Genomic DNA, 22789 nt, shown 5'->3' on the forward strand with positions numbered 1-22789 from the left:
CTGCCTGGTGCTACCGTATCGCTAGATCCCCGCTGTCCGTTTTGATGTCGATTGGATGCTGGCCGCTTCCTTGCGTGCCTGTGATGTGATGCTGTTCTTTATGTGCTTTGTCAGCAAATGAATACGGCGAACTGACGTCACCGCTTGCTGATAAAGCATTGACTGCAAAGCTGCCGTTTTGGGGAAGGCTTAAATTAGCATCACCGCTTGTCAGCGTGACAGATACGGGACCGGTTACCTTTTTCAATACAGCATTAAAATCTCCTGAAGTCATTTTCACATCAAGAGAGCCTGATACATGAACCAGATTTGCGTCCCCTGAAGCTAAATCAATGCCGGCTGTTTTGGAGACGGTATTTGAAATGGAAACATCCCCCGATGATGCCTTCACTTTCAGGTCTTGAATGCGGACGTCCGTCACGCTCGTATTTCCGCTCGCAGATACTGCGTTCAGCCCGGAAAGCGCAAGATGGTCATTCCCGGCCACAGACACGTCACCGCTTGAGGTTCGTACTGCCAGATCACCTTTATAATCATACGGAAGCCTGACGATAAGAGTTGAACGGTTAAACCCATTCAAAAATTGAAATTCTTTTTCCTTTACGGTCAGCTCCAGTTTTCTTTTGTTTTCAGTAACAAATAACTTTCCTGAGTCTCCTGAAATGCCTGCCGATATGTCACTTCGTTCTTCCGCTATAATCCGGACATCCTTGCTATCCGACTCAATGACCATACTGTCAATGTCCCGCGGCGATGCGCTGGCTGAATCGGCTTCTGTGCCATTTATGAAACCCAGGCCTGCAGCAAACACATCTTTTACGACGACGGCGAAAAAAACCAGAATACCGGCAGTGATCAACAGTTTGCCAAGCATTTTTTTCATTCGGTTTCATCCTTCTCATTCATTCTATTATAAAGGAAAAGCTTGCGAATTGATACGTGCGGAAGGGAAGGACTTGACCGCAAATCCTTCCCCGTTCCGCTTATTCATTTGCCGCTTGTGTCTGGTCTGATTTTTGCAGTGAAAGTGTCCGCATTTTTTCAATCTCTGCTTCCACATCGTCTGCGAATTCTTTACGTGTAAGTTCTGCGCCGGCTTCCGCTGACTTTGAATAATTCGCGCGGATTTCCATTTCTTCAATACGATTTTCAATACGCAAAAATTCACGATACGCGCTTTCACTGTCAATTTTGTCAAATGTCGTATTCATATGCTCTTTAGCTTTCGCCGCATTTGCCCGCGCAATCAGCGCCTGTTTTTTATCCTTTACGTCCTGAAGCTTTGTTTCAAGTGCAGCCAGCTGCTCTTTCAGATCGGCCAGCTGACTGTTTGCCTGTTCATAGGAAGCTTTATGCTCAGCCGCCTTTCCTTCTAAATACTTCATTTCAGTCAGCGCCTTTTTCGCCAGTTCTTCTTCACCCGCGTCAAATGCGAGCTGTGCCTGATTTTTCCGTTTGCCAGCCACTTCAGCGGCTTCTTCATATTTTTTCTTAAATTGATAGGCAATCGTGTGCTGTTTCACAATTGTTTGCTTTGCTTTTGCGATGTCGCTTTCCATATCGCGTACATATTGATTCAGCATCACCTTTGGATTCTCCATTTTATCAAGTCCTTCATGAACTGACGCAACAAACATATCTCTGATTCTTTTTAATACCATACCTAATTCCTCCTAATATATTGATATTATTTTTTCTTCAAAAATTCTTCCCATTCGTCATCAAAGTGAGATTGGTAGGCAGCAGAAGCCGGTTCAGGATCAAAAGATGATACACCGTTATCAGCTGATCCGTTTTTCATCAGCTTCCAGCCGTAATACACCATAGCGGCCGCCAATGCGATTCCGACGACAAACGGAAGTGAGCAGATGAGCATAATGGCCCCGATACCGCCCACGATGATTCCCGTGATGGTTTTTCCCGCGGCAAACCTTTTGATTCCTGCGTATGTCATCAAGCTCCCGATGGCGAGCGGGATGATAAAGCCGAAGCTTCCTCCTCCAAAAAAGACAGAGATCCCAAATACAATTAATAAGAATCCGCCTATTGTTTTCTTGTTTATCTTCATGCAGACCCTCCTTTCGTTTTCCTTGTCTTCATCTTATACAAGTTGGAAGATATGCAAAACGAATCAGAGATTGATTTTTATATAAGACCGGAGTCGTATCTCGCACCGGACCCATCGGCACAAAAAAAGCCATGCACGAGGCATGGCGTTTTAAAACCCTTTACAGATGAACACTTGCTTCCCTTTCTTTAATCAGGTCGGACCTTTCTGCTTTGGCCAGTTTTGTAAACAGCAAAATTCCGATACCCGCAATAATTTCGACAATCCCGCCGGCAGCAATCACTGTTCCTGAGCCGAAAGCATTAGCGGCATACCCGCAAATGACAGCTCCAGCAGGGATCGAAATATTTGAGATCATATGTATAACGGCGTAAACCTGCGGCTGATCCTCACTATCCACAGACGTCTGGATAATCGTGTACTCAGGAACATTAACAGCACTGACTGCGGCACCAAAGGTAAAAGCAGCGAAAAAGACAAGCGGCAAAAAGGTATTCATCCCTGTAATAAAGAAAGCAAATCCTTCAATAATGCCAGCAGTGACGAATAACAAGCCGTACCTGTTTACCTTGACTTTCGCCAGCACAAACCCTAATAAAAACGCGCCCGCGGCGGTGGTGGCCTTTAAAAGCGAGTATACGATCGGCTGGCCGTTTAAATCTTCCGCTACGTATACGGCAGAGAGCGCTTCCCATGGGGCAGCCGCGAAATTCATAAAGATACAGTAAATGGCGAGCGGATATAAAATCTGGTGTTTTCTGACGAGCCTAAAGCCGCGTTTCAGTCTTCCGATATATGTGCCTCTCTGTGTAACAACCGCAGACTCTGATTGAGATTCAACCGCAGTGTACTTAATAAAAAGAACGAGAAAACCTGACACCAAATAGAGCACGAGTGCGATAAGCATGGTATAAGAAGGACTGATAAATGTAAGAAAAGCGCCGCATAATGTGACAGCCCCAAGCCGGACAATTTGAGCGGAGGATTGCAGCACAGCGTTTGCTTTTTGAATGCCCTGTTCATTGACGATTTGAGGAATCAAAGCGATAGAGGCGGGATTGTAGGCAGCTCCAGTAGCTGAATGCACAATCATAAGCGTCATGACAAACCACAGCGGAGAGAAGCCCGCAAAATGACATAGAGGGATAATCAAAACAATCGCCGCCCTTGTCAGATCTGAAAAGTACATCCAAAATTTCAGCGTGGTCTGTTTCATAAAAGGCCCCGTCACAGGCGCCAGAACGGCTTCCGGCAAAAACGTGACAGCAATCAATAAAGCAGTGCCGATCGCACCTTTGCCGTCATAAATTAAAAACCATAATATTGAATTAAATGCGAACATATCGCCGGATATCTTGACTATTCTTGAGAAAAACAGATAATTGAAATTTCTCTTCCAGATGCTATCACTTTCAATCAATTTCACCATCCATCAGAGCCCCCCGTTGCCTATTTTTTACATCTATTTATTACAATATCTCATTTTTCCATTTTTCAGTCAATAATTCATAAGGTTCATTTTTTGTCGTAAAATGGGAAATTGACAGAGTGAAAAACAAAAAAGCCGGCATGTATTTGAACACGCCGGCTTTCGTTTTCACTTTTTATGATTCACTGCTGTCTCGGTCCCGAAACACAATGGCACTTCTTTCATATTCTACATCGCCAATACCGTTTCTTGCATTCACAACCCGTGCGGCGGCAAAGAAATAATCGGACAGACGATTGAGATAACGCAGCACTGTTTCATGAATCTCCTCCGATTTCATCAGCGCCACCACTCTTCGTTCTGCCCGCCTTGTAATGGTGCGTGCGATATGGAGAAGCGAAGCACACTTTGATCCGCCTGGAAGAATAAATTTCTTCAGTTCCGGCGCTTCTGCTGTATAGGCATCAATGCGCGTTTCTAAAAAGGAAACAGATTCTTCCGTTAGTTTGTAGTCTTTTCTTTCTGTGACGATTGCCAGATCGCCTCCGCAGTCAAACAGCTCATGCTGGATGGTCAGCAGCTCGGCTGTCAGATCTTCAAAGCCGGGCTGCCCGGAAAGCTCTGCCAAAGCAAGCCCGATAAAGCTGTTAAGCTCGTCAATCGTGCCGTAGCTTTCGACGCGTAGGCTGTCCTTGTCCGTTCTGCCCCCGACTAAGCCCGTTTGTCCCTTATCGCCTGTTTTTGTGTATAGTTTCATACCCTGAATCTCCTTTACAGACTTATTCAAACAACTCAGCAGCCTCTTTTATACATTCAGCTGTCCCTTTCTTTATCAATTGATTCAGCCGCTGTTCTATGTTTTCGGATTGCTGAGTTTGAGTCGCGGCGATGAGAATATCACCTGTGCCTCCTCCGTCTCCCAGCACTTTCGTCCGTTCTGCTTCGGCAGCCATAAGAGCTTTGATGAAAAATTGATCTGCCGCATAGCCGTTTATCAAAATCCAAATCGAAAAGCCGGTCTGAACGCATATGAAAACGGATAACTCTCTGTCTTCATACGTTCGATACACGAAACGGTCAAGTCTTTCTGAAGAAGCCATCGCACATGTCTCCTGCAGTTGAAAACCGCTTTCTGAAAGACAGGCCGTAAGTCCTTCTATCGGATCTGGCTGATCTGGCAGCCGTTTATGGATCAGCGTCCTGCTCCACGAAAACCCTGCACCGATAGGCGTCGAGGACAATGTTCGAAGCGGGATTTCCGTTTGCAGAAGAATGTTATCACGCCCCGCTTGGAGCAATGCTTCAAATGGGATAGACTGCCGCTTCGCGCTATCTTTTTCAGGCTGAATCACAATCATCGGTTTAGGTGAGCTTTGATGTACCAAGGCGGTGACATCTGTATCGTACACCGCCTTTATGCTTTGTTCTGTGACAGCATATTCCGGTTTTTGCTTAGGACCAGCGGCACCGTTTTTCATAAACATGAGCTCATCACAGTACAGGCTTGCGGTGTTCAGATCATGAAAAACGCTGACAGCTGCCAATCCGCTTTCTCTCGTCAGGCGTTTGATCAGATCAAGCAGGTCTTTTTGATAAGCCAGATCGAGAAAATTAGTCGGCTCGTCCAAAAATAAAATACGCGGCTGCTGCGCCAAAGCTTGTGCCAAATACACCCGCTGCTGTTCCCCTCCGCTTAGTTCGCGAATCGGCCTTTGCGCAAAATTGGCCACTCCTGTTTGCTCCATTGCTTCCTGTACAATGGCTTTATCCTTTTCAGTCTGCTGTCTGAACAGTCCCGTTTGGAATGGATATCTGCCAAAGGCTACAGTTTCTTCGACGGTAAAGGTGAAGGCTTGATCCATTTTTTGCGGCAGGACGGCCATGATTTGCGCCAGTTCCTTCGGTTTATAGTCCGCCAGCAGTTTTCCGGCCAGATAAACGCTGCCTTCCTTGGCCGGCAGCGTACCTGTCAGCAAGTGCAAAAGCGTGGTTTTTCCGCTTCCATTAGGGCCAAGAATTCCGAGAAATTCTCCCTTCTCCACGGTTAAGCTGATATTGTTAATTAGGCGGCTGTCGCCGTATCCTCCCGACAGCCCTTCTGCCTTCATCATAAGCTTCTCCCCCCGCGGTGCTGCCGAATTAAAATAAGAGCGAACACAGGCGCTCCCGCCAAGGACGTAATGATCCCGATCGGCAGTTCAATCGGCTCAATGATGGTTCTGGAAAGCAGGTCGGCTAAAACGAGAAATCCTGCCCCGAGCAAGGCGGACAGCGGCAGTAAATGCCGATGGTCCGTTCCCCACAAAAGCCTTGTGATATGCGGAATCACAAGGCCGACAAAGCCAATCGTACCCGATACTGCCACAGCGCTTCCCGTCAAAAGAGATCCGGCTATTAGAATCATCATCTTCCTCTGCTGAACGCTGACTCCAAGAAGCTTTGCTTTATCTTCTCCATATGTCATCACGTTCAGTTCCCTTCCGTTTATAATCAATAAAATGGTTCCCAAAAGAAAAAACGGGAGAAACAAAATAACATAGCTCCAGCCCCTCATTGAGACGCTGCCAAGCAGCCAATGCACAATCGGAAGCAGGTTGTCTCCTGTCAAGGCGATGATAAGAGAAATAAATGCGCCCAAAAAAGAGTTGGTGATGACACCGGTCAAAATGAGGGTGGAAACAGACATCGAAGCATGAACGAGGCGGCTGAAGAAAAGGACCGCCGCCATCGTGGCAAGTGCCGCGGCTACACTCACAACCGGGAGTGTAAACCCTCCGATGACAGGAAGGTGCAGACCTAAGAACAGAGTCACAACAGCTCCGACTGAAGCACCGGATGACACACCTAGCGTATAGGGATCAGCAAGTGGATTTTTCAACAATCCTTGAAAAGCGGCCCCTGCAATAGAAAGAGCCGCCCCCACAAGGGCGGCCAGCACAACTCTCGGCAGTCTGATATTCATCATAATATTAGTGTACATCGGATCATCAGAACCGATAGAGCCGCCGAAGCCTTGATGCCAAAAGACACGAAAAACAGCGGGAATAGGAATATGCAGGCTGCCGCAAGAAATTCCTAAGATGATGCTCACGGCTAAAAATGAGAAACCAATGATATATGCGGCATAACGATTATTCCTTAAACGTATCCGGGTAAATGCTTTCCGCAAGTTCTTCGACCCCTTCGATCAGACGGGGACCGGAACGTGTCACAAGATCAGGGTCCACATCATATACACGATGATGTTTCACAGCATTGATTTCGCTCCAGCCATCGCGTTTTTCCACAGCTTTCGCTTTCACACCGTCCGTTGTAACAATTGCATCAGGATTGAGTTTTACGATCGCCTCATCTGTCATTTGCACCCATCCTGTCTGATCCGCAGCTGCGTTTTTAGCATGGATGACATTCAGCATTTCATTCATAAACGTATCTTTTCCGGTTGTATAAATGTCAGGATCAGGAGAAACCTCGATAAATACGCTTTTCTCCTCGTCTTTTGAAATGGTTTTCGCTTTTTCTTGAATATCCTTTAGATCTGATTTCATGCTTTTCACGAGCTGATCGGCTTTTTTCTCCGCCCCGCCAGCTTCTCCGATCATTTCGATTGATTTGTACACCTCGGAGAATGATTGTGCATCATTGACAGTCAGCACTGTAATGCCCGCGTCCTTCAGCTGTTTGATGGCATCTGCTGATGCTGACATGGAAGACTCATGGGCCAGAACGAGATCTGGTTTTAGAGAAATGACTTTTTCAACGTTTACATTCATATCTCCGACTTTCTCAACCTTTTTGACTTCCTTTGGATAGGTATCGTTTGTGGTGACACCGACCACTTTGTCACCAAGGCCGAGTGCGTATGTAATTTCTGTGTTGCTCGGCATTAATGAAACAATCTTTTTTGGCTCTTTTTTGATGGTTACATCTTGATTTGACGCATCATCAATGGTGACAGGAAACGCTTCTGTTTTTTGTTTTGCCTTTGAATCCTTCTGATCCGCAGGATTGCCGCAGCCTGCCAGCATAACAACAGCCAACAGGAGCGCAGTCCATATCCCGGCTCGTTTTTTCATAATCTTTTCCTCCTAAACGAACTAAAAAAGCATCTCTACGACGGTAAAGATGCTGTAAACAACACAAAAAAGCCTATTGTTTACACATCATCTGTCCTCGCAGAATTCGTGCTGATCAAACAGGCAGGTATCCTGGCTCTTAGCGCTTGGCCAATTACAGTGGCGGGACCGCACCGGCTTTTACCGGTTTCCCTTTTAAGCCGGCTGTTGTTCACGGACCGGCACCTATTTGACATTCGTATCCTTTTTTCGGAGTAATTATACTATATGACTGACAGGCTTGTATATGTGTCCTGAATGACTTTTCCCCGTATTGTGTATGGGAGCAAAATCCTCGTAAACACTAAATTTGATCTTGTATACTTAATACCATCATCAATCAAAAGGAATGATTCTTATGGATTTACAGCTAAAAGACAAACTCGTCTTAATCACCGGCTCGACGTCCGGTATCGGGAAAGCCGCCGCAAAAAGCTTTCTGCAAGAGGGTGCGGCAGTCATTGTCAACGGACGCAAACAGGAGACTGTCGATCGCACCATTGAAGAGCTTTCTGGCTATGGAACAGTGCACGGTGCTGCTGCCGATTTGTCAAAAACAGATGAAGCAGCGGCTTTTATCGAAAAAGTAAATGAAATCGGTGATATCGATATCCTTGTCAACAACCTTGGTTTCTTCGAGGTAAAAGACTTCGCCGATGTGACAGATGAAGAGTGGAATCAATATTTCGAAGTGAACGTGATGAGCGCCGTTCGGACAAGCCGTCACTTCCTTCCAAAAATGCTTGCCAAAAACAGCGGCCGCATTTTAAATATTGCAAGTGAAGCAGGCGTCAAACCGCTGCCAACGATGATTCCATACTCAATGACAAAAACGGCGCTGATCAGCCTTTCAAGAGGAATGGCTGAAATGACAAAAGGCACAAATGTGACGGTTAACTCAGTGCTCCCGGGACCTACTTGGACAGAGGGCGTGGCATCCTATATGGAAGGTGCCGCACAAGCAGCCGGCCAGGATACAGATTCATTTATCAAAGACTATTTCAAGGTCAATGAGCCAACCTCACTTATTCAGCGATACGCGACAGCAGAAGAAGTCGCTAACACAATCGTATTCCTCGCGTCTGACGCCGCATCCGCCATTAACGGCACGGCACAGCGTGTGGAAGGCGGCATTATCCGTTCTCTGTAGTATAAAAAAACGCATCCGTGTTTCGGATGCGTTTTTTTTATACGTCTCCAGCAAATGGTACCGGCTGATATCCGCCTGTTTCCAGTTGTGCTGAAAACAACCCTCCAGCGTGAGGCTGCTCGTATCTCTCTTTTTCTGTCATTTGTTCTGTTGCCGTTGTAATGTAAAGGGTTTTTAAGTCTCTGCCGCCGAACGCGCAGCACGTGACATATTTAGCCGGCACGCTGATTGAATTGATTTCTTTTTTCTGAAACGGGTCAATGTGAACAACGCGGCTGCCGCCAAACAGCGCCACCCACAGCATGCCATTTTGGTCAATTGTCATGCCGTCCGGCAATCCGTCTGACTGATCAAAACGATAGACAGGTTCTGGATTCGAAACATCTCCGCTTTGAGGATCATAGCTGTAACGCACAATCTCCTGCGTCGGCGTGTCGATGTAATACATCAAATTCCGCTCGCGGTCCCAATCCAAACCGTTTGAGGTGGAGACTTGATCCTTGATTTTGACAAGACTGCCGTCTAGATTCAAACGGTACAGCGACGCCTGTTTTTGCTCGCCTTCCATGCTCGTTGTCCCCGCCCAAAGCCTTCCGTACGGGTCACATTTAGCATCATTAAATCTCAGGCTCTCATGCATGTCCTTCGGCTGTTTAATTTTTTCCAAGCTGTCATCCCGAAGATGATACAGGTAAAACCCGTCCTTCATCGTCATAATCAGTTCATCCTTTGAATATTTCGCAAGCGCCGTCACAAAGGATTTGAATTTGATTGATCGGTTGATTTTTTCTTCAGGGTCAAAGATATGGAGCTCGCTCCCCAGGATATCAACCCAATATAAGCGGCCGTTTTCTTCATCCCATAACGGGCCTTCTCCAATCACTGCCCGAGTGTCTGCTTCCAATACTGCATCCATGTGTTACACCTCTTTAGCTTCAGTCTATATATTGTTATTCCCGGCAAAGAGGTGTCCAAACCACTTGATGTTTATTGTTTTTTAAAAAGGATGGTAATGACCGTTCCAATGTTCATTCTGCTGTTCACATGGATCGTTCCGTTATGGAGATGGACAAGCTCCTTGGCAATCGCGAGCCCGAGACCCGTTCCGGCAGTTGAATCTTTTGTGTTCGTCCCTCTGTAGTAACGGTTAAACAAATGGGTAATCGTTTCTTCATCCATTCCTTTCCCATTGTCCTTCACCTTTAAAGATATATGATTTTTTGTTTGCTCCAGAATGACTTGAATCTCTGTTCCTTTGTCGTTGTGCTTCACGGCATTCCCAAGGAGGTTTTCTAATATGCGCCTGAACCACGCTTCATCAAGGGCAAATTCAATATGCTCTTCTTTGGATACAAACGAGATATCATAGCCTTCAGAAAACGGATTTTTCTTAAAATCCTCAATGACATTTTTAAAAAACGGGATAAGGCTAGTGAGATTTCTCTCAATAGGAAGAGCATCATTTTTCAGCCGATACGTTAAATTTAAGTCTTCAATCAGCTTGGACATGTATTCAGATTTTTCTCTGACAACCTGCCCCATTTCTTTCACTTCTTCCGGCGACCAGTCATACTGCTTCGACTCGAGCATCATGCTGTAGCCGTAAATGCTGCTGAGCGGTGTTTTTAAGTCATGTGACAAACCGGCAATCCATTCTTCCCTTGTCGCCTGGATTTTTTCTCTGTTTCTTTTATCCCTTCTCAGCGTTTCAGTCAGCTGATCCATTGATTCAAATATCTCACCGAAGAAGCGGTACGGCTGTTTGATTTTTCCCTTTTTATTTTTGCTGACAGGACGGCCTTCCCGGTTTCTGGGCTCCTCAAGCTTCCCTTTTGACAGATTGACCAGCCATCTAATCGTGTGAAAAATCGGCAGCCCGAATCGGAACATATACCAAACGGTCATCCAAATGATATACATGAACAAAACGGCCATCACGAGAAACATCGCTTTTAATACAACCTTCAGGAATGATTTGTTAAACTCCTGATCGGTTACATAGACTGGGTTTGGCACCGTAGCGACCATCCATCTGTCTTTATTGAGGATCTTAACGGAAATTTCCCGCTTATAGTTCCAAGGCTTAGAGCTGTATTTAAGCAGCTCCAGCTGGTTCATCGTTTTTCTTTCGCTTTTTGTGCTGTTGATGCTGTCGAGAATCTTTCCATTGCTGTCTAACAGGTAAATGGCGCCTTTTTTCCGTTTAATATAGTCGACGGTACTGGACTTATAGTGCGCTAGCGAGTCTATCTTTTGTTCGCGCTTTTCAACGGAAGTCAGGAGCTGTTCACTTTTTGATTTCCAGCCGGACAATAGAAGATACGACTTATCTTCAATATTGATGGCCCAATAATTCAGTTTATAGTTATGAAGCTTTTTGGTTTTATAAATAGACAAAAGCTCTTTCTTGGTATAGGTGCCCGGCACGTCTTTTGGCACGCCGTAGGAATAATCAGTGTTTCCTTCCGAATCAATGATTTGCATCCAGCCGTGCTGTTTATCAACAGATTTCTTCAGGAAATTATCCACTTCCCATGTCCCGTCTTCGTTTACATCGAGATATGCCTCAAGTGTGTCGGTCGTTGCCTTCGTCAGCCCTGAATTGGATTCCGCATCGCTAAAACGAGCGTCTAAATAGAAAAACGACGCAACAAGCATAACCGTAAGCAGCAGGATCACAATCAGCATCTGGCCGAAAAAGTGAAACAAAAACTTCCATCTTAACCTCATGACCGCTTGCCTTCAGGATTTGGGATAAAACGATAGCCGAGACCTCGAACGGTTACAATATACTCCGGATTGCTCGGATCGCGCTCAATCTTCTCCCTAAGCTTGCGAATATGTACCATGACGGTGTTGTTGTCACCGTAGGAAGGATAGCCCCATACTTTTTCATATATTTGATCTTTGGAAAGCACCACGTTAGGGTGTTCACAAAAATACTGCAAAAGCTGCAGAAGCTGGGCTGAACAGGCAACGGCTTCCCCGCCTACGATCAACTCGGCATTTTGCGGAGAAAAAGTAAAGTAATCATATGTGTAGGTTTGATTTGAACTCGTTTCTTTCGATTGATATGTACGCTTGAGATGCGCTCTGATCCGCGCCGCTAATTCCAGCGGATTAAATGGTTTTGTGATATAGTCATCAGCTCCAACCGCAAAGCCCGATAATTTGTCCGCGTCGGATGATCTTGCCGTCAGGAAAAAAATCGGAGCGTCTGAATACTCTCTGATCAATGTGCAGGCTTCAAAACCGGACATTCCGCCCATCATGACATCCAGCACAATCAAGTCAACCTTATTGGCCTTCACAACGGGAATCGCTTCTTCTGCGCTTGCCGCATCCAGTATATTTCGATAACCTTCTTTTTCGAGAACGCGTTTGATCATGTCCACAATCGCTTTCTCATCGTCTACGATTAAAATTGACGCATTTTCCACTTTTATGTTCCTTTCTGTTTTTTTTTTCATCTTATCATTATATCGTTTATTTATGGTACATTTTTGAATACATTGGAGCTTGGCAAATCAAAACAGCAAAAAAGGAGCAAACAAGCGCTCCCTTTTGATGTTTTTTCATATGAAAATATTATGAGTTCTCATCCACCATGTACAAAATAAACTCCCAAAACCCCGGTACATCCTGACATAAAAGCATATCAGCCTTTTCAAACATTTTGATCTTCAGCTCTTGCTCTAAATCTTCTCTTTCTTGATAGGACGTATTGCTGAGTTTTTTTCTGATCATCGGTGAAAAGCATGCAATCAGGTGCTCAATGTCATAAGTCTCGTCTTTTTGTTTCTTTTTTTGTTCAAACTGGCCGTTCACAGCTTACTTTTCCCCCTTTTTTTGCGCCGCTAGCTGCTTTCTGATATTCTCCAGCCCCTTTTTATGAATGTTGGAGATGTTTTGTCGGGACTCCCCTAATGAATCTGCAATCTCCTGCATCGTGGCACCGTGAAGATACACTTTCGTCAGCACACTTTTTTGTTTGTCAGTCAGATTCTGAATCGCTTGGTAGAGCTGATAATCCTGAACATGCTGGCTCAAATCATCCTGCCTGTCTAAAAATTCTTCAAATGCATCGCTTCCTGTTTCGGAAGGAAGCCGATCTCCTGCCTCCGGATGATCAACCGTCAGCGGATACCGTTTTTGATTTTTGCGAACCCGCTTATCAAAATCAATAGAAAAGATGCGAATCATTGAATTCATATACTTGACGATGCGGATTTCTTTATAAAACTGCTTAAATAGCTCGTCCAATGATTTTGCATCTTTTTCGTTAGGGCTTTCCATTACGTTTTTGAACAAACGGTAATGCTGAGGATTGCTCAAAAAATGCTTCACGATGGGATGCTTCATTATCTCCTTACATTTTGACCGTAAAAGACTTTGATAGTCCATCAAACCGCCTCCCTACTAAATTAAATGAAGGAAAGCAAAAAAAAGTAAACTACTTCTTTCCGACTAGTGTTTTGCAAAATACTTTGCAGCAGTTTACGTTTTATCGGATTTCCTTCACTTACATACATGACTGCAGAAAAAGAAGGGAGGTATTTTCCTATGGATCAGGTTTTTATAGAGGAAGTCGTAAAACAGATCGGCAATTTGGGGTTTCCCGCGCTGATTGCAATGTATCTGCTGACCCGATTCGAAAAGAAGTTTGATCAACTAATAGAACTAATGACAGAACTGAAAGATCATGCAAAAAAATAATTTTTCAATCGAAGTTGACTTTTCACTGGTTTTTTTCACTTAACAAAACAGAAGGGAAAACGAAAGGCCTTTCACCTTCTCTTTCTGCTATCACATTAAATTTAAGGAGGAAACATTTCATGAAAAAACAAAATGACATTCCGCAGCCAATTAGAGGAGACAAAGGAGCAACGGTAAAAATCCCGCGCAATATTGAAAGAGATCGACAAAACCCTGATATGCTCATTCCGCCTGAAACCGATCATGGCACCGTCAGCAATATGAAGTTTTCGTTCTCTGATACTCATAACCGATTAGAAAAAGGCGGATATGCCCGTGAAGTGACAGTACGTGAATTGCCGATTTCAGAAAACCTTGCATCCGTAAATATGCGGCTGAAGCCAGGTGCGATTCGCGAGCTTCACTGGCATAAAGAAGCTGAATGGGCTTATATGATTTACGGAAGTGCAAGAGTCACAATTGTAGATGAAAAAGGGCGCAGCTTTATTGACGATGTAGGTGAAGGAGACCTTTGGTACTTCCCGTCAGGCCTGCCGCACTCCATCCAAGCGCTGGATGAGGGAGCTGAGTTCCTGCTCGTGTTTGACGATGGATCATTCTCTGAAAACAGCACGTTCCAGCTGACAGATTGGCTTGCCCACACTCCAAAAGAAGTTATTGCTGCGAACTTCGGCGTGACAAAAGAAGAGATTGCCAATTTACCTGGCAAAGAAAAATATATATTTGAAAACCAACTTCCTGGCAGTTTAAAAGATGATATTGTGGAAGGGCCGAATGGCGAAGTGCCTTATCCATTTACTTACCGCCTTCTTGAACAAGAGCCGATCGAATCTGAGGGAGGAAAAGTATACATTGCAGATTCGACAAACTTCAAAGTGTCTAAAACCATCGCATCAGCGCTCGTAACAGTAGAACCCGGCGCCATGAGAGAACTGCACTGGCATCCGAATACCCACGAATGGCAATACTACATCTCCGGTAAAGCTAGAATGACCGTTTTTGCATCTGACGGCCATGCCAGAACGTTTAATTACCAAGCCGGTGATGTCGGGTATGTACCATTTGCAATGGGTCATTACGTTGAAAACATCGGGGATGAACCGCTTGTCTTTTTAGAAATCTTCAAAGACGACCATTATGCTGATGTATCTTTAAACCAATGGCTTGCCATGCTTCCTGAAACATTTGTTCAAGCGCACCTTGACTTGGGCAAAGACTTTACTGATGTGCTTTCAAAAGAAAAGCACCCAGTAGTGAAAAAGAAATGCAGTAAATAAGAGACTTGCGGCTTGCAGAGAGCACTCGTTCTCTGCAAGCCTTCATAAGGAGCTGAACCAGTGAAACATCAAAACCCTTCAAAACGCTTATTGCGGCTCTCCATAAAGTACTTGCTGGCCGCAGCAGCAGTGGTGTTGACCTATTTTGCTGTCATCTATATATTGTTTTCTTTAGCGGGAACGAGCTACCGCTCAGCAGCTCATGTCCTGCTTTTTGCCGTGGTATTCCTTGTTCTAGGATTATGCTTTGAACCATTTGAAAGGCTGATGATACATAGCTTTACATTTTTCAAGACAGGAAAACGTCTATTCATTCTCCTTGCCGGCATCGTACAGCTGCTGTTTTTGTGGATGACTGCTCATACAACAGACCAATTGATCAGCGACATCTGGCTGTCCACCACAGAAGAAATGATTGTCGCAGCCGTTTTTTTGATTTTAGACAAATGCAACTCGGCCCTTCCCAGCTAAAAAAAAAAAAACGCATTCCAATTGGATGCGTTCTTTTTATTCATAGCGAAGCGCGTCTACAGGCTGAAGCTTCGAAGCCTTGATAGACGGAAGCAAGCCGAAGATAATGCCGACTGCCATTGAAAAGATGAGTGCTCCGACAACAGCTGGAATGGAGACGATAAAAGGCATCGGAAAAATGACCGTCAGCAGCTTGGCGATGCCGAAGCCCGCCAGCACACCGAGTATTCCGCCAATGCTTGTCAGCACAACAGCCTCGGTTAAAAATTGAAATAAAATCACACGCCGCTTAGCACCGAGCGCTTTCTTAATTCCGATTTCCCTCGTGCGCTCCGTTACGGAAACGAGCATAATATTCATGACGCCGATACCGCCCACCAAAAGTGAAATACTGGCGATTCCGCCAAGCAGCAATGCAAATGACTGATTAAAGGACTCCACTTCCTGCGCGATCTCCTGAAGATCCATTACACTGTACTCTGCTTTTTCCAGCTCAGCTTCTGACAGTCCCTGATTTAAAAGATCTGCAGCCATTACACCCGCTTCTTGGATATGCTCAGAAGAATCAGCCTGCACGGCAATCTGCGTTGGCGCGTCAAACCCTTCAATAAGCGGCCACACTTTTTTCGGCACGTACAAAACCGGGTTCGCGTAGTCGCCTTCAAACATGCTTTCCTGTTGATTTTTTTCTTTAAAAACACCGACGACCTTAAACGGCACACCATTCATCTCAATGCTTTTATGCAGAGCTTCTCCGTCCGGAAACAGTTCATCTCTGACAGCTTCATTGATCATCACCACTTGGTGTGTGCTGTTTAAATCATTTTCCGTCAGCTTTCTTCCTTCGGTTATTCGGATTGGAAACATGTCGAAGTAATCATCGTCCACTCCATACACTTGGGGATACGAAACGTTTGTTAAATGAAAAACGCTCGCGCCTTCTGACAAGTAATATAAGGATAATCCTTTGACCATCGGGTCTGATTTGATCGCCTTTACTGTTTCTTCCGCTACAGGCGGCGCGGACGCATACGACACCTGAGGGCCGCCGCTCTCCTCTTCTCCGTCAGACGGCTGGTAGACAACATTGATGGCGTTGTTTCCCATGCCGATCATACTTTGCTTTAATTGCTCACTTTGGCCCTTCAGCATTGAAACAATCGCGATGATTGCCGCTATGCCGATAATCACGCCGAGCATTGTCAGAATGGATCTTAATTTATGAGAGAAAATGGACTGAAAGGAGATTCGAATATGTTCAAGCATGGCTGATATCCCCTCTCTCATCTAATACCAGCTCTCCGTCTCTGATAAAAACGGTTCTGTCAGCTTTTTTGGCGACGTCCGGGTCGTGGGTTATCATAATAATGGTTTTGCCTTCCCGATGCAGTTCGGAAAACAGTGACAAAATTTGTTCACTTGATTTGGTATCAAGCGCCCCGGTCGGTTCATCAGCTAAAATAAACCTCGGCTGATTGACAAGGGCCCTCGCTATCGCCACCCGCTGCTTTTGGCCGCCGGACAGCTTAGGCGGTTTGTAGGAGACCCTGTCTTTTAATCCGACCTTTTCCAGCGCTTCATATGCCCGTTGTCTTCTCTCTTTTTTCTTCACTTTATTGTAGATCATCGGCAGCTCGACATTTTGCAGCGCGGTGAGACGCGGCAGCAAATGAAAAGTTTGAAACACAAACCCGATTGATTCATTGCGAATTTCGGCTAAAGCCCCGTCTTTCCCTTTCAATATATCGATCTGGTCAAGCATATAGGTTCCTGAGGTTGGCCTGTCCAAACAGCCGATAATATTCATTAACGTTGACTTTCCAGAACCTGAAGGCCCCATAATAGCTAAAAACTCCCCCGCCTGAACAGTCAGATTGATATGTTTCAAGATTGGAACTTCTTCTTTTCCCAGCTTGTATGACTTCGAAATATTATTCAGTGTCAGCATTGACTGTAACCTGCTTTCCTTCCTTGACCGCGGGATCAGGATAGATCACATAATCTTCCGGCGTCAGGCCGCTCTTAATTTCCACCATGTCATTTTCATCAGTCTCTCCGATTTCAACAGGCTGCTTAACCGCTTTCTGATTCTCATCAGCTTTCCACACATACGGTTCGCCGTCATCCTGAATGACCATGTCGGACGGCAGCTTGATCGTATCCGCATCAGCATTATCACTCATCACTTCGATGTTGACATGATAGCCGACTTCAAGACCTTTATGGCTGTCTAATAAAATGGTGAAAGGATAGTTAGAGGACTGGGGATTCATTTCTTCATCAGCAAAGCTTTCTGATTCTTCACCCTCGCCTGCTCCCGCTGGAAGCTTGCCGATCGAGGTGACCTTTCCTTTCCACTCGCCCTCACCGCCTGTTTTCAGCGTGACCCTGACTTTGCTGCCTTTTTTGATCGTGTCCATTAACAGCTCATTGATTTGGCTTTTGACCAGATATTTGCCCGTCGAAACAATCTGGATATACGGGCCTGCTGCCTGGTCACCTGTTGCACCGTCAGCGATATCCTGATTGACGCTTTGAACGATTCCGTCATGCTTGCTTGTAATGACATTGGAACCTTTGTTTTTCGTCAGGCCAGCCAGTTCTTTTTGATGCTGCTTCAGTTCGAGCTGGCTTGTTTTCAAATCGAAATTGGCCTGATCAAGTTCATCTTGAAGCTGGGTTTTCTCTTCTTTTCCTGCAACTTTCAGCTTCTTTTCCGTTTCCGTTATTGATTTTTGCAAACGGTTGATTTGCAGATTTGTCATTTCAATTTGCAAATTGGCTTGCTCCACTTCATCAGAATGATCCTCGCCCTCATACTCAAAAAGCTTATCGCCCTTTTTAACCTGATCGCCTTCTTTGACGTATGTTTTTTTAATGCTGCCTTTTTCTGAATCTATGTATACTTTCTGCTGTTTCTCAGGTTCAACCTTTCCAGAAAACGTTTGGCCTGATTCTGAATCTCCTCCCATGTATACCGCGACCGATTCAGCATAGGGCTCCGATGATACGGCAACTTGGTTCATGTGAGTAAAAAAGTAAAAACCGCCAGCGCCGATCCCAGCCAATACAAGCACACCGGCACATATCGCACCGCCAATAAGCCATTTTTTCTTCTTGGACACAACGATCTCCTCTTTCTGTAAACTATGTAATATTTTCGAAACATTCTAACCAATATTATCTATTAATTCAAAAAGACTTGCAATCCTTTTATTGAAATGACGGCATCAAATAGAAAAATTGTATTTTCAAAGCCGAATAAAAAAAATCCCGGCTTCGAACCGGGATTTTTTCATACAGTAACTAGCTCTTTTTCATTTTTAATCAAGTCATAGGTCAAGCATACAGGTTTATTTGTACGGGGATCAGTCACGATTTCGGCATCAATCTGAAATACCTGCTTCAAAATGTCCGGTGTCATGACCTCCAGTGCAGTTCCTTCCTTGATGACCGTGCCTTTTTTGAGCGCGATCATATAATGAGAAAAACGAGCTGCATGGTTAAGATCATGAATGACCATTAAAATCGTCCGCCCTTGCTCTTTGTTGAGTCTGTCAAGCAGCTGCAGAATTTCAAGCTGATGTGCAAGATCAAGATACGTTGTAGGTTCATCCAGCAGAAGCAGTTCCGTCCCTTGCGCAAGCGCCATGGCAATCCACACGCGTTGACGCTGTCCGCCTGACAATGCCTCAATCGGCCGTTCAGCATATTCAGCCATGCCTGTTTCTTCAAGCGCCCATTTGATAATCCGGCGGTCTTCGTCATTTAATCTGCCGAATCCTGATTGATGCGGAAACCTGCCGTACGACACCAATTCGTGCACTGTTAGGCCGCTCGGCGCTTCAGGTGTCTGTGGAAGAATCGCCATATCTTTCGCAATGTCCTTTGTAGACATTTTATGAATCGCTTTGCCGTTTAAATAGACGGCACCTGCATGTGAACGCATAATTCTGGACATTGTTTTTAAAATCGTTGATTTCCCGCAGCCGTTCGGGCCAATTAAGGTGGTAATTTTCCCTTTAGGAATCGATATATTTAAATCCTCTACAATCACCCTGTCGCCATAACCGATTCCAAGCTGTTCCGTTGATAATGAATTCATATTCGGCCCCCTCCTCTAATTCGCTTTCATCAATAAATAAATAAAGTAAGGCGCACCTAGCACGGAAATGACAAGTCCGACCGGAATTTCTGATGGTGCCAATACATTTCTCGCCAGCGTATCAGCAAGCAAAAACAGGAATGAGCCGATGAAGGCGGAGACCGGTATCAGCGTCTGGTGACGTGGACCGGTCAGCCTTCTAGCCACATGCGGCGCGATCAATCCGAGAAACGCAATGCCCCCCGCAGCTGCCACGCATGAAGCGGCAAGAGTGACCGCTGCCAGAAGAAGAATCCGTCTTTCCTTTTCAACAGCGGTGCCCAGTCCGGTCGCCAATTGGTCTCCGAGCTGCATAATGTTCAAATAGCGTGCCTTATATAAAGTAAACAGAAGCAAGATCACAATCCAAGGGAGAATCGCCCAGATCATATTCCAGTTCGCCCCCCATATTGAGCCGGATATCCAAACCGCGGCTTGCATAAAATCATGAGGGTCCATCTTGAGCTGAAAAATCAGCAACAGGGCGTTGAATCCGGCATTCACCCCTATGCCGACTAAAATCAGCCGAATCGGTGTCACGCCTTTTTTCCATGCCAGAATATAAATGAGAAACGCAGCGAGGATTGCTCCTGCCAAAGCACTGAACGGCAGCATAAATGTTCCGAAAAAGCTGAGATCTGAAGCTGACCCTTGAAAAAAGTATATAAAAAGCACTACAGCAAGTGAACCGCCGGCGTTAATTCCGAGAATACCAGGCTCGGCAAGTTCATTTTGAGACACGCTTTGCAAAATGGCTCCAGCTACGGAGATCCCTGCTCCAACAAGCAAAGAAAGGATGATCCTGGGCAGCCTGAACTCAAATAAGACAAGTTCATCACGCGCCGTTCCTTGGCCGAAAAAGACCTGAAGCGTTTTAAGCGGTGCAATTTTGATAACGCCCAAATTGAGACTGATAAAAAAGACCACCACGATAAGCAAAAAGGTCACAGCCATTACAATAAGCGGTTTGTTTGTTTTTGTTTTCATTACAGCCCTCTCCTTTCACGACGTGCCAAATAAAAGAAAAAGGGAACGCCGATCAGAGAAGTCAGCGCGCCGACAGGCGTTTCAAAGGGCGCATTTACGAGTCTGGCCGCTATGTCAGCAAAAACAAGCAAAACAGCACCGAGCACCGCCGAGCAAGGAATGATCCACCGATAATCCACACCGACCAAAAAACGGGTAATATGCGGAATGATCAGCCCGATAAATGCAATGGTGCCGGCAATGGAAACCGCAGCTCCGGTCAGAATTACTACAATAAGCATGCCAACCAGTTTCACCGCTGATGTATATTGTCCAAGCCCTTTTGCCAGATCGTCACCGAGACTTAACACTGTCACAGACCGGGCGATGAAAAACGCGAGCGTTAAACCGACAGCCCCTGCAATAAGCAAAAGCTGGACCCCCGGCCATTTCACACCCGCTACCCCGCCTGCGTACCAAAAGCTGATATCCTGAGCGACATCAAAGCGGATTGCAATGGCAGTTGAAATGCCGGTAAAGAAATAAGTAACTGCCGTACCCGCCAGAGCAAGCTTTACAGGCGTAAGTCCGCCCCTTGAAAACATGCCTATGCCCATTACCGTCGATGCCCCCAGCCCCGCTCCCGCAAAGGACCATAGCACAAGCCCCATTGCAGAAAGCCCGGGAAAAAAGGCAAACGCAATCGAAACCGCAAACGCAGAGCCTGAAGTCACACCCATAATCGAAGGCTCTGCCAAAGGGTTTCTCGTCATCCCCTGCATGATTGCTCCCGACACTGCCAACAATGCGCCTACAAGCGCGGCAGCCGCCGTTCTAGGCAGTCGAAGATCATGTATAATTTGGTGAGATGTCTTTGTCGGCTGATAATGAAAAATGGCGTCCCATACAGTGCGCAAATGAATATCCGCTGCACCGAGGGATATGGATAAAAATGCGCCAAGGCAAAGCAGGCATAGACCTGCAATAAGGACGATGATCGCGCCATATGTCCTTGACGTCCATTGGATTTCTTCTGATGCAGTCCGTATATTTTTATGTTGACTCAACTGCCGTACTTCCTTTCTGTTACTGATAATGATTATCAATTGCTGTTTCAGTATATCACTTTTTTCAGCTGATTTAATAGAGTGTTTTGAACAAAAATGAAAATGCATTTGCAAAAATATCGTGTCAACCGGCACTTGCAGTGGTATAATCACAGATGATAATGATTCTCTTTTTCATCTATCTTTTAGAAAGAAGGTATGAGATATGACCCATATATACAAGAAACTCGGAGCCGCGTTTTTTGCCCTGTTATTGATTGCAGCGCTGGCAGCCTGCGGGAATAACTCAGAAAGCAAAGGTTCTGCCTCTGATTCAAAAGGCGCAGAAACCTTTACATACAAGGCTGAAAACGGAAATGTAAAAATCCCGAAGCATCCTAAACGGGTGGTTGTCATGGCAGACGGCTATTACGGCTACTTCAAAACACTCGGCATCAACGTTGTCGGTGCGCCTGAGAATGTATTTAAAAACCCTTACTACAAAGGAAAAACTGACGGCGTCGAAAACATCGGAGACGGCACTTCGGTTGAAAAGGTCATTGATTTGAACCCTGACCTGATTATCGTCTGGACAACACAGGGCGCTGATATTAAAAAGCTTGAAAAAATTGCGCCGACTGTCGCAGTAAAATACGATAAGCTCGACAACATCGAACAGCTGAAAGAATTTGCAAAAATGACGGGAACTGAAGATAAAGCTGAAAAATGGCTGGCCGAGTGGGATAAAAAAGTTGCGGCCGCTAAAACAAAAATCAAAAAAGCGGTCGGTGACAAAACCATTTCCATTATGCAAACGAACGGAAAAGACATTTACGTATTCGGTAAAGACTTTGGAAGAGGCGGAAGCATCATTTACAAAGACCTTGGCCTGCAGGCTACAAAGCTGACAAAAGAAAAAGCCATTGACCAGGGGCCAGGTTATACAAGTATTTCATTAGAGAAGCTCCCTGACTTCGCCGGAGATTACATTTTCGCGGGCCCATGGCAATCAGGCGGTGATGATGGCGGCGTTTTTGAAAGCTCCATTTGGAAGAACCTGAATGCCGTTAAAAATGGCCATGTCTACAAGATGGATCCGATCGGATTCTATTTCTCTGACCCGATTTCATTAGAAGGACAACTGAAGTTTATTACGGAAAGCTTGACTAAATAAACAAAAGAGCCGCCTGCCCGCGGCTCTTTTGCTTATTTATAAGGAACGGCTCAATTTGAATCATATCGGATATTTTCTTTGAGCCATTCATATTAAGCTGCATCCTCAACACGATCAGTTTTTTTATGCTGGAGAGACTGAAAAACGTTTTTTGCATATTTAACGAACGGATTCCTAACAGGAGAAATTGTGATTTTATAAAAAAGACACCTGAGCAAATCAGGTGTCTTTTC

24 protein-coding genes and 1 riboswitch are annotated in these 22789 nt (G+C 45.2%); of the genes, 5 read left to right on the forward strand and 19 right to left on the reverse strand.

Going from position 1 to position 22789, the window contains the following annotated elements:
* Nucleotides 1-10: 10 nt before the first annotated feature.
* The 8 genes from liaG to FB592_RS01180 form a co-directional block, all read right to left on the reverse strand.
* On the reverse strand, nt 11-883 hold the full coding sequence (gene liaG, locus FB592_RS01145; protein ID WP_103803708.1) for a LiaG family protein: 873 nt from the start codon (nt 881-883) through the stop codon (nt 11-13).
* Nucleotides 884-983: 100 nt separating this feature from the next.
* Complete coding sequence (liaH, locus tag FB592_RS01150) at nt 984-1661, reverse strand: stress responsive protein LiaH (RefSeq protein WP_015714684.1); 678 nt, start codon at nt 1659-1661, stop codon at nt 984-986.
* Nucleotides 1662-1687: 26 nt separating this feature from the next.
* Complete coding sequence (gene liaI, locus FB592_RS01155; protein ID WP_003243447.1) at nt 1688-2068, reverse strand: cell envelope stress-induced membrane anchor protein LiaI; 381 nt, start codon at nt 2066-2068, stop codon at nt 1688-1690.
* A 160-nt stretch (nt 2069-2228) separates the two neighbouring features.
* Entirely contained in the window at nt 2229-3497 is a 1269-nt protein-coding gene (locus tag FB592_RS01160; RefSeq protein WP_038427906.1) for an MFS transporter, read from the reverse strand.
* Nucleotides 3498-3672: 175 nt separating this feature from the next.
* A complete protein-coding gene (locus tag FB592_RS01165) occupies nt 3673-4254 on the reverse strand; it encodes a cob(I)yrinic acid a,c-diamide adenosyltransferase (protein WP_072173516.1) in 582 nt (193 codons plus the stop codon).
* 22 nt (nt 4255-4276) lie between these two features.
* Nucleotides 4277-5605, reverse strand: coding sequence for an ABC transporter ATP-binding protein (locus FB592_RS01170; protein ID WP_103803718.1), 1329 nt, complete (start codon nt 5603-5605; stop codon nt 4277-4279).
* On the reverse strand, nt 5605-6666 hold the full coding sequence (locus tag FB592_RS01175) for a FecCD family ABC transporter permease (protein ID WP_032726839.1): 1062 nt from the start codon (nt 6664-6666) through the stop codon (nt 5605-5607). The genes FB592_RS01170 and FB592_RS01175 overlap by 1 nt, the downstream gene beginning before the upstream one ends.
* A complete protein-coding gene (locus FB592_RS01180; protein WP_003228496.1) occupies nt 6629-7573 on the reverse strand; it encodes an ABC transporter substrate-binding protein in 945 nt (314 codons plus the stop codon). Before FB592_RS01180 ends, FB592_RS01175 begins: the two co-directional genes overlap by 38 nt.
* A 105-nt stretch (nt 7574-7678) precedes the next feature.
* Nucleotides 7679-7817: riboswitch (cobalamin riboswitch) on the reverse strand.
* A 153-nt stretch (nt 7818-7970) separates the two neighbouring features.
* Between FB592_RS01180 and FB592_RS01185 the strand changes: the two genes are divergently transcribed.
* Nucleotides 7971-8762 (forward strand): SDR family NAD(P)-dependent oxidoreductase, encoded by a 792-nt coding sequence (locus FB592_RS01185; RefSeq protein ID WP_003228495.1) that lies wholly within the window; start codon nt 7971-7973, stop codon nt 8760-8762.
* Nucleotides 8763-8799: 37 nt separating this feature from the next.
* Here the strand turns inward: FB592_RS01185 and FB592_RS01190 are convergent, their stop codons facing one another.
* The 5 genes from FB592_RS01190 to sigO all read right to left on the reverse strand — a co-directional run bounded on the left by FB592_RS01190 (nt 8800) and on the right by sigO (nt 13124).
* Nucleotides 8800-9678, reverse strand: coding sequence for an SMP-30/gluconolactonase/LRE family protein (locus FB592_RS01190; RefSeq protein WP_003228493.1), 879 nt, complete (start codon nt 9676-9678; stop codon nt 8800-8802).
* Between the two features lie 71 nt (nt 9679-9749).
* A complete protein-coding gene (gene yvrG / locus FB592_RS01195; RefSeq protein WP_003228489.1) occupies nt 9750-11492 on the reverse strand; it encodes a two-component system sensor histidine kinase YvrG in 1743 nt (580 codons plus the stop codon).
* Nucleotides 11489-12202, reverse strand: a complete 714-nt coding sequence (yvrH, locus tag FB592_RS01200) for a two-component system response regulator YvrH (protein ID WP_003243545.1) — start codon at nt 12200-12202, stop codon at nt 11489-11491. Before yvrH ends, yvrG begins: the two co-directional genes overlap by 4 nt.
* A gap of 148 nt (nt 12203-12350) precedes the next feature.
* Nucleotides 12351-12590 (reverse strand): sigma-O factor regulator RsoA, encoded by a 240-nt coding sequence (gene rsoA, locus FB592_RS01205; RefSeq protein ID WP_021480583.1) that lies wholly within the window; start codon nt 12588-12590, stop codon nt 12351-12353.
* A 3-nt stretch (nt 12591-12593) separates the two neighbouring features.
* Nucleotides 12594-13124, reverse strand: a complete 531-nt coding sequence (sigO, locus tag FB592_RS01210; RefSeq protein WP_003228469.1) for an RNA polymerase sigma factor SigO — start codon at nt 13122-13124, stop codon at nt 12594-12596.
* 201 nt (nt 13125-13325) lie between these two features.
* Here sigO and FB592_RS01215 point away from each other — a divergent pair, with 201 nt between their 5' ends.
* The 3 genes from FB592_RS01215 to rsiO all read left to right on the forward strand — a co-directional run bounded on the left by FB592_RS01215 (nt 13326) and on the right by rsiO (nt 15226).
* Nucleotides 13326-13478, forward strand: a complete 153-nt coding sequence (locus FB592_RS01215) for a YvrJ family protein (RefSeq protein ID WP_003244090.1) — start codon at nt 13326-13328, stop codon at nt 13476-13478.
* Between the two features lie 119 nt (nt 13479-13597).
* Nucleotides 13598-14755, forward strand: a complete 1158-nt coding sequence (oxdC, locus tag FB592_RS01220; protein WP_103803707.1) for an oxalate decarboxylase — start codon at nt 13598-13600, stop codon at nt 14753-14755.
* Nucleotides 14756-14815: 60 nt separating this feature from the next.
* Nucleotides 14816-15226 carry an acid stress-sensitive anti sigma factor RsiO gene (gene rsiO / locus FB592_RS01225; RefSeq protein WP_003243579.1) on the forward strand — a complete coding sequence of 137 codons (411 nt, stop codon included), beginning with the start codon at nt 14816-14818 and terminating at the stop codon, nt 15224-15226.
* A gap of 36 nt (nt 15227-15262) precedes the next feature.
* Here the strand turns inward: rsiO and FB592_RS01230 are convergent, their stop codons facing one another.
* From FB592_RS01230 to FB592_RS01255, 6 genes are all read right to left on the reverse strand, one after another.
* Nucleotides 15263-16492: an ABC transporter permease gene (locus tag FB592_RS01230; RefSeq protein ID WP_087614705.1), complete on the reverse strand. Its 1230-nt coding sequence runs from the start codon at nt 16490-16492 to the stop codon at nt 15263-15265.
* A complete protein-coding gene (locus tag FB592_RS01235) occupies nt 16485-17174 on the reverse strand; it encodes an ABC transporter ATP-binding protein (protein WP_003228456.1) in 690 nt (229 codons plus the stop codon). Before FB592_RS01235 ends, FB592_RS01230 begins: the two co-directional genes overlap by 8 nt.
* Nucleotides 17158-18351 carry an efflux RND transporter periplasmic adaptor subunit gene (locus FB592_RS01240; RefSeq protein WP_015251242.1) on the reverse strand — a complete coding sequence of 398 codons (1194 nt, stop codon included), beginning with the start codon at nt 18349-18351 and terminating at the stop codon, nt 17158-17160. Before FB592_RS01240 ends, FB592_RS01235 begins: the two co-directional genes overlap by 17 nt.
* 170 nt (nt 18352-18521) lie before the next feature.
* Entirely contained in the window at nt 18522-19331 is an 810-nt protein-coding gene (locus FB592_RS01245) for an ABC transporter ATP-binding protein (protein WP_003243882.1), read from the reverse strand.
* Nucleotides 19332-19346: 15 nt separating this feature from the next.
* Nucleotides 19347-20357 carry a FecCD family ABC transporter permease gene (locus FB592_RS01250; protein WP_003244298.1) on the reverse strand — a complete coding sequence of 337 codons (1011 nt, stop codon included), beginning with the start codon at nt 20355-20357 and terminating at the stop codon, nt 19347-19349.
* Nucleotides 20357-21403 (reverse strand): FecCD family ABC transporter permease, encoded by a 1047-nt coding sequence (locus FB592_RS01255; protein WP_049139749.1) that lies wholly within the window; start codon nt 21401-21403, stop codon nt 20357-20359. The genes FB592_RS01250 and FB592_RS01255 overlap by 1 nt, the downstream gene beginning before the upstream one ends.
* A 205-nt stretch (nt 21404-21608) precedes the next feature.
* Here FB592_RS01255 and FB592_RS01260 point away from each other — a divergent pair, with 205 nt between their 5' ends.
* Complete coding sequence (locus tag FB592_RS01260) at nt 21609-22556, forward strand: iron-hydroxamate ABC transporter substrate-binding protein (protein ID WP_049139696.1); 948 nt, start codon at nt 21609-21611, stop codon at nt 22554-22556.
* The last annotated feature ends 233 nt before the right edge of the window (nt 22557-22789 follow it).

Origin of the sequence: Bacillus sp. SJZ110 (genome assembly GCF_006715455.1) — a bacterium.
Classification (GTDB): domain Bacteria; phylum Bacillota; class Bacilli; order Bacillales; family Bacillaceae; genus Bacillus; species Bacillus subtilis.

Coding starts and splice junctions, on each gene's coding strand:
- liaG (WP_103803708.1), bottom strand. CDS start 883: ATGAAAAAAATGCTTGGCAAACTGTTGATCACTGCCGGTATTCTGGTT.
- liaH (WP_015714684.1), bottom strand. CDS start 1,661: ATGGTATTAAAAAGAATCAGAGATATGTTTGTTGCGTCAGTTCATGAA.
- liaI (WP_003243447.1), bottom strand. CDS start 2,068: ATGAAGATAAACAAGAAAACAATAGGCGGATTCTTATTAATTGTATTT.
- FB592_RS01160 (WP_038427906.1), bottom strand. CDS start 3,497: ATGGTGAAATTGATTGAAAGTGATAGCATCTGGAAGAGAAATTTCAAT.
- FB592_RS01165 (WP_072173516.1), bottom strand. CDS start 4,254: ATGAAACTATACACAAAAACAGGCGATAAGGGACAAACGGGCTTAGTC.
- FB592_RS01170 (WP_103803718.1), bottom strand. CDS start 5,605: ATGAAGGCAGAAGGGCTGTCGGGAGGATACGGCGACAGCCGCCTAATT.
- FB592_RS01180 (WP_003228496.1), bottom strand. CDS start 7,573: ATGAAAAAACGAGCCGGGATATGGACTGCGCTCCTGTTGGCTGTTGTT.
- FB592_RS01185 (WP_003228495.1), top strand. CDS start 7,971: ATGGATTTACAGCTAAAAGACAAACTCGTCTTAATCACCGGCTCGACG.
- FB592_RS01190 (WP_003228493.1), bottom strand. CDS start 9,678: ATGGATGCAGTATTGGAAGCAGACACTCGGGCAGTGATTGGAGAAGGC.
- yvrG (WP_003228489.1), bottom strand. CDS start 11,492: ATGAGGTTAAGATGGAAGTTTTTGTTTCACTTTTTCGGCCAGATGCTG.
- sigO (WP_003228469.1), bottom strand. CDS start 13,124: ATGAAGCATCCCATCGTGAAGCATTTTTTGAGCAATCCTCAGCATTAC.
- FB592_RS01215 (WP_003244090.1), top strand. CDS start 13,326: ATGGATCAGGTTTTTATAGAGGAAGTCGTAAAACAGATCGGCAATTTG.
- oxdC (WP_103803707.1), top strand. CDS start 13,598: ATGAAAAAACAAAATGACATTCCGCAGCCAATTAGAGGAGACAAAGGA.
- FB592_RS01230 (WP_087614705.1), bottom strand. CDS start 16,492: ATGCTTGAACATATTCGAATCTCCTTTCAGTCCATTTTCTCTCATAAA.
- FB592_RS01235 (WP_003228456.1), bottom strand. CDS start 17,174: ATGCTGACACTGAATAATATTTCGAAGTCATACAAGCTGGGAAAAGAA.
- FB592_RS01245 (WP_003243882.1), bottom strand. CDS start 19,331: ATGAATTCATTATCAACGGAACAGCTTGGAATCGGTTATGGCGACAGG.
- FB592_RS01250 (WP_003244298.1), bottom strand. CDS start 20,357: ATGAAAACAAAAACAAACAAACCGCTTATTGTAATGGCTGTGACCTTT.
- FB592_RS01260 (WP_049139696.1), top strand. CDS start 21,609: ATGACCCATATATACAAGAAACTCGGAGCCGCGTTTTTTGCCCTGTTA.